This window comes from Mesorhizobium sp. M7A.F.Ca.CA.001.08.2.1, from assembly GCF_003998455.1.
Taxonomy (GTDB): domain Bacteria; phylum Pseudomonadota; class Alphaproteobacteria; order Rhizobiales; family Rhizobiaceae; genus Mesorhizobium; species Mesorhizobium ciceri.
On the sequence record NZ_RZPW01000403.1, the window covers coordinates 1 to 5,649 of the forward strand.

3 protein-coding genes are annotated in these 5,649 nt (G+C 65.7%); all 3 read right to left on the reverse strand.

The features are described 5' to 3' along the window. Window positions 1–107: 107 nt before the first annotated feature. Complete coding sequence (locus EN914_RS21960) at window positions 108–3,455, reverse strand: error-prone DNA polymerase (RefSeq protein WP_024504053.1); 3,348 nt, start codon at window positions 3,453–3,455, stop codon at window positions 108–110. Further along, window positions 3,452–4,930 carry a DUF6504 family protein gene (locus tag EN914_RS21965; protein WP_027162864.1) on the reverse strand — a complete coding sequence of 493 codons (1,479 nt, stop codon included), beginning with the start codon at window positions 4,928–4,930 and terminating at the stop codon, window positions 3,452–3,454. The genes EN914_RS21960 and EN914_RS21965 overlap by 4 nt, the downstream gene beginning before the upstream one ends. Continuing rightward, window positions 4,872–5,649, reverse strand: a 778-nt coding sequence (locus tag EN914_RS21970; RefSeq protein WP_127389252.1) for an ImuA family protein, incomplete at its 5' end; no start/stop codon positions are given. The genes EN914_RS21970 and EN914_RS21965, both read right to left, overlap by 59 nt.

Here is a 5,649-nt window from a genome sequence, read left to right on the forward strand (position 1 = left end):
GGGCCGGGCTGAGGGGCACGTTTCTTGTACCCAATAGGCCGGCAGGACAGAGGGGGCGCGAAGGATCGCCGACGTCCGCTTTCGTTCCGTTCTTGGCATGGCCTTGCCTACTGAAAATTCCGCCCCTTGGGCATGACCTGTTCCGCTTCTTCCGACAGCGTTGCGAGATCCTGCCGGATCGGCGCGCTTTGTTTGGCGGGGCTGGAGCGATCCGAACCGTCCTTGGCGAGGTCTCTCGGAGGAACCGCTGGTGCGGCCTCGCTGACCTTCTCCAGGAGCACGGTCAGCCAGGGCGTCAGATCCTCGATCCTCTCGGCAACGATGTGGACCACATCCGATTCCGACTGCAATTTCCCGGTGACCTTGACGAACCGGGCGCCCATGACGATGGGCCGGTAATGGTCGAAGGTTCTTTGCCAGAAGATGATGTTGGCCACCGCCTTGTCGTCCTCCAGCGTCAGGAAGATCGCATTGCCCTTGCCGGGGCGCTGCCGCACCAGCACGAGGCCGGCGACCGAGACGCGCCTGCCGTCGCGCACGGAAGGAAGATTCGCATTCGGGATGACGCCGGCGCGGTCGAGCCGCTCGCGCAGGAAGGCGACCGGATGCGCCTTCAGCGACAGGCCGAGCGCGCGGTAATCGTGGATGACATGCTCGCCGAGCGGCATTTTCGGCAGCCTCGTCTCCGGTTCCAGCTCGCGCAGGCGAAGCGCCGGCTGGTCGAACAGCGGCAGCCTTTCGGCGGCGCTCTTGCCGTCGAGCGCGCGCACCGCCCACAGGGCTTCGCGACGGTCAAGACCGAGCGAGCGGAAGGCATCGGCCTGCGCCAGTTTTTCGATCTCGCCGACATCGAGGCCGGAGCGCAGCCAGACATCCCTGACGGATACATAGCCTGAGCCGCGCCGCTCGACGAAAGCCTCCATGCGCTCCTTCGACAGGCCCTTGATCTGCCTGAAGCCGAGCCGGACGGCATGCTTCGTCTCGATGACGCCGCGCATTTCGGCATGGCGTGGCAGGATGCGGGCCGGATCGAAAGGCGCCTTTTCCAACGTACAATCCCACACCGAAAAATTGACGTCGACGTCGCGGATGTCGACGCCATGGTCGCTTGCGTCGCGCACGAGTTGGGCCGGCTGGTAAAACCCCATCGGCTGCGAATTCAGGATCGCGGCGCAGAACACGTCGGGATAGAAGGTCTTGAACCAGCAGGAGGCATAGACGAGCAGGGCGAAGGAAGCAGCATGGCTTTCGGGAAAGCCGTATTCGCCAAAGCCCTCGATCTGCTTGAAGCAGCGCTCGGCGAAGTCCTTCGTGTAGCCCTTGCCGACCATGCCATTGATCATACGGTCGCGGTAATTGCCGATGGTGCCGGTGCGCTTGAAGGTGGCCATGGCGCGGCGCAGTTCATCGGCTTCGCCCGGTTTGAAACCGCCGGCGACGATGGCGATATTCATCGCCTGTTCCTGGAACAGCGGTACGCCAAGCGTCTTCTTGAGGATCGCTTCCAGCTCCGGCTTTTGATACTCGGCCTGTTCCTTGCCTTGCCGGCGGCGCAGATAGGGATGAACCATGTCGCCCTGGATCGGGCCCGGCCGAACGATCGCCACCTCGATGACGAGATCGTAAAAATTGTCTGGCTTGAGACGCGGCAGCATCGACATCTGGGCCCGCGATTCGATCTGGAAGACGCCGAGCGTGTCGGCGCGGCAGATCATCTTGTAGACCTGCCTGTCCTCCGGCGGCAGGGTGGCCAACACATAGGGCTGCCCATACTCATCCCGCGCATTAGGATAGTGATCCGTGAGCAAGGTGAAGGCGCGTTGCAGGCAGGTCAGCATGCCGAGCGCCAGCACGTCGACTTTCAAGATCTTCACCGCGTCGAGATCGTCCTTGTCCCATTCGACCATCTTGCGCTCGTCCATCGCCGTCTTGACGATAGGCACAATCTCGTCGAGCCGGTCCCTGGTGATGACGAAGCCGCCGACATGCTGGGAGAGATGGCGGGGGAAGCCCATGATCTCATTGGCACGCTCCATCACGTGCCTCGACACCGGGTCGGTGCGGTCGAGGCCGCCGGCGCGGGCTTCCTTCTCGCCAAGCTCCGATGTCGACCAACCCCAGATCGAGCCGGAAAGCGATGCCCTGACATCCTCGGACAGGCCCATCGCCTTCGACACTTCGCGCAGCGCCGACCGGCCGCGATAGCTGATGACGGCGGCGGCAAGTGCCGTGCGCTTGCCGCTGTATTTCTCGTAGATGTACTGGATTACAGTTTCGCGCTTTTCGTGCTCGAAATCGACGTCGATATCCGGCGGCTCGTTTCTCTCCTCGGAAATGAAGCGCTCGAAGAGCGAATCGATTTTTTCCGGCCCCACTTCGGTGATGCCGATGCAGAAGCAGACGACCGAATTGGCGGCTGATCCACGTCCCTGGCAGAGAATATCCTTGCTGCGCGCGAACTTGACGATGTCGTAGACAGTCAGGAAATAGCGGGCATAGTTGAGGCGTTCGATCAAAGCGAGCTCTTCCTCGATGCGCTTGGTCACGGAATCCGGCACACCAGCCGGATAGCGGTTCGCCGCTCCCTCCCGCGCCAGTCGCGCCAGCTCAGCCTGTGGACCAAGACCCGATTCCGTCGGCTCGTCGGGGTAATTGTACTGGAGGTCGCCAAGCGAAAAAGTCAGCTCTTTCGCAAACCGCAGCGTCTCGGCCAGCGCCTGCGGATGCCGGCGGAACAGGCGGCCCATCTCCATCGGCGGCTTCAGATGGCGCTCGGCATTGGCGGAGAGTTGCAGCCCGACCTCGGCAACGGGCGTGTTGAGGCGGATCGCGGTCAGCACGTCCTGCAACGGGCGTCGTTCGGCGGTGTGATAAAGAACGTCGTTGGTCGCCATCAGCGGAATGCCGGCGCTCTCGGCAAGTGCTGCCGCCTGCTCGATGCGGAAACGGTCATTGCCGGCGTAGTCGGGCGAAACGCCAAGCCGCAGGTTCCTGCCGAAACGGCCCTTGAGCTCACCAAGCAAGGCAAGACTGTCTTGCGCCCCCGTCGACAGACCGGGCAGGACCGCCAGCGACATCAGGTCACCCCATTCGAGCAGGTCGCCGCGCTGGAGAAGGGTGGCGCCTTTTTCGTTCTCGTCGCGCAGATTGGCTTGCGTCAGCATGCGGCAGAGGTGCCCCCAGCCCTTGCGGTCCTGGGGATAGGCGAGGATGTCCGGCGTGCCGTCGTCAAAAACCAGCCGGCAGCCGGGGTGATAGGAGAGTTTTTCGACCTTGGCCTGCTGCCAGGCGCGCACCACGCCGGCCACCGTGTTGCGGTCGGCAAGTCCGATCGCCGAGAAGCCCAGGAGCTTGGCCGCGACCACCATCTCCTCCGGCTTGGAGGCGCCGCGCAGGAAGGAGAAATTCGACTGGATGCCGAACTCGGCATAGGGAATGACGGTCAGCGCGTTCATGCGAAGACTCCATGCAGGAACCAGCGCGGCGGGACTTGCGAGGCGCCGCCGTAGAGGCCTTGCCGGTAGAGCCAGTAGCGGCGGCCGTCGGCATCCTCGATGCGGAAATAGTCGCGCGTCGATGCCGCCTCGTCGCTTGGCGCTTCCCGCCACCATTCGGCGGCGATGCGTTCCGGCCCTTCGGCGCGCTTGACCCGGTAGAGCGCGCGCCGCCAGCGGAAGTTCAGCGGCGGTCCTTCCGGCATTTCGGTGGCCGGCACATCGATGGGTTCGGGCGAGCGGAACAGCCGGATCGGTCGTTCCGGCGGAAATATGGTTTTTGGTGCCTGCAGCCTGTCCGGCTTCTTCGGCGGCGTGGTCCGGCACGGCGCGTCGGTGAAGGGGATGGTGGCGACGGCACGCTCCGGCAGATGGCTTTCGACCGCGACCGGCCGGAGAACCGCGCCATCGCCGAGCCGGGCGCGGATGCGGTCGGCGAACAGCGCGATATCGGCGCCGTCGTCGGTCACCTCGCCGGCAAGATCGGCCTGCTGCATGTCGAAGGTGGCTGATGCCAACACCGAGAGCCGCACCAGATCGAAACCATAGCCGGCATCGATATCCTGTTCGAGCGCGGCCAGCCTTTCATGGAACAGTTTCTGGATCAGCATGGGTTCGCGCATCGGCCGCGAGGTACCGAGCGCGATGCGGCTGACGGCGCCGTCGACGCGAAAGAGCAGCAGCGCCAGCGTCCGGGCGCCCTCGCCGCGGCGCTCGAGGTCGGTCTTCAAGGTCGCCGCCAGCATGCCCACCAGCCGTTCGATGTCCTCGGTCAGGGTGACGGGTTCGGCGAGGTGGCGTTCGACCGAAAGCGGCGCGACGGGCAGGCGCGGCGACACCGCCTCGTCGAGCCGGCCAAGCGCCTGGTCGAGGCGCAGGAGCAGCAGGGCGCCGAAGCGGCGGGCGAGCGGCGCGCGCGGTGCCGCCATGACGGCGCCCGCCGTGCGCAGGCCCACACTTTCCAGGCTGGTGCGGGTCGAAGGTTCTATGCGCAGCGCGGCCAGCGGCAGGGGCGCCAGCAGCGCCTCCTCCTCGCCTGACACAACGATGCGGTCGCCGCAAAAGCGTGCCGCCGCCCAGGCCGCACCCGGCGTCGCGGCAAGCCCGGCGCGGACATCGAAACCCTGATGGAAGAAGCGCGACAGGATGTCGTCCAGCATGGCGCGCTCGCCGCCGAACAGATGGGTGCAGCCGGTGACGTCGAGAAACAGGCCGTCTGCCCCGTCCAGCGCCACCAGCGGGGTGTAGCGGTCGCACCAGTCGGCGAGGCCTTCGAGCAGGCGGCGATCGGCTTCCGGATCGGCCTCGACGACGTCGATCGACGGATGCATGGCGCGCGCATCGGCGATGCCCATGTCGCGCTTCAGGTGCAGCGCCTCAGCCCGCTCGTCGAGGGCCGAGATGCGCTGTGCGTTGCGGTCGCGATGGCTGATCACGAGCGGCGGGTGAGATGGGTGATCCGACGACCGGGAACGCCAGGACCGCCCCAGACGCTGGCGCAGGATCCTTTCCGCCGCCAGATAGGGAAACCACAGGGACAGGATTCTTTGCCCGGTCTCTTGCCTCGCCCGCTCTTTCGTCGAATGCGCGTTCATCGGGGTTCCACTCCAGTGTGAATTGTCCAGGCAGGGCCGTGCGGCTCTTGCCGATGGTGAGGGTGAAGGCCGGGCGGCCGATCGAGCCGGCCAGCGGCCCGGCGATGGTGTCGCGCGGCACCGCCGGCGCCGAGGCGACGATGAGGCGGACGGGTGCCGCCGTCGGTTCGGGCCCAGCCGCCTGCCGCAGCAGGAACACCGGCCGGCCGGCCGCTTGCGCCCTTGCATGCAGCCGGCGTGTCGCGGTCAGGTCAAGCCGCTGCGGATTGCCGCGGATTTCCAGGATGACGGCGGCGAGCGCCGTCATCCGGGCCGCCTCCTCGGCGACCCACAGTGCATCGACGAGCCTTGGCGCCTCGGAAAACAGCAATTGCTCCGGCTCGATGCCGAACGAGGCGTGAAGCCCCCTGGCATAGGGAAAGCCGGCCTCGCGAAAAATCTCCGATGTGCCGATCCACAGCACCGGCAGCCCCGGCGTTTGCTTGAGGATCAGGCTGGTGAGCGACAAAGCGAAGCCGGCGACGGCCCCGGCATCGCGGGTTTCAAGCCCATGGATTTCG

Bases quoted from the DNA above. Each gene is read 5' to 3' on its own strand.
- EN914_RS21960 (WP_024504053.1), bottom strand. From the start codon at position 3,455: ATGAACGCGCTGACCGTCATTCCCTATGCCGAGTTCGGCATCCAGTCG.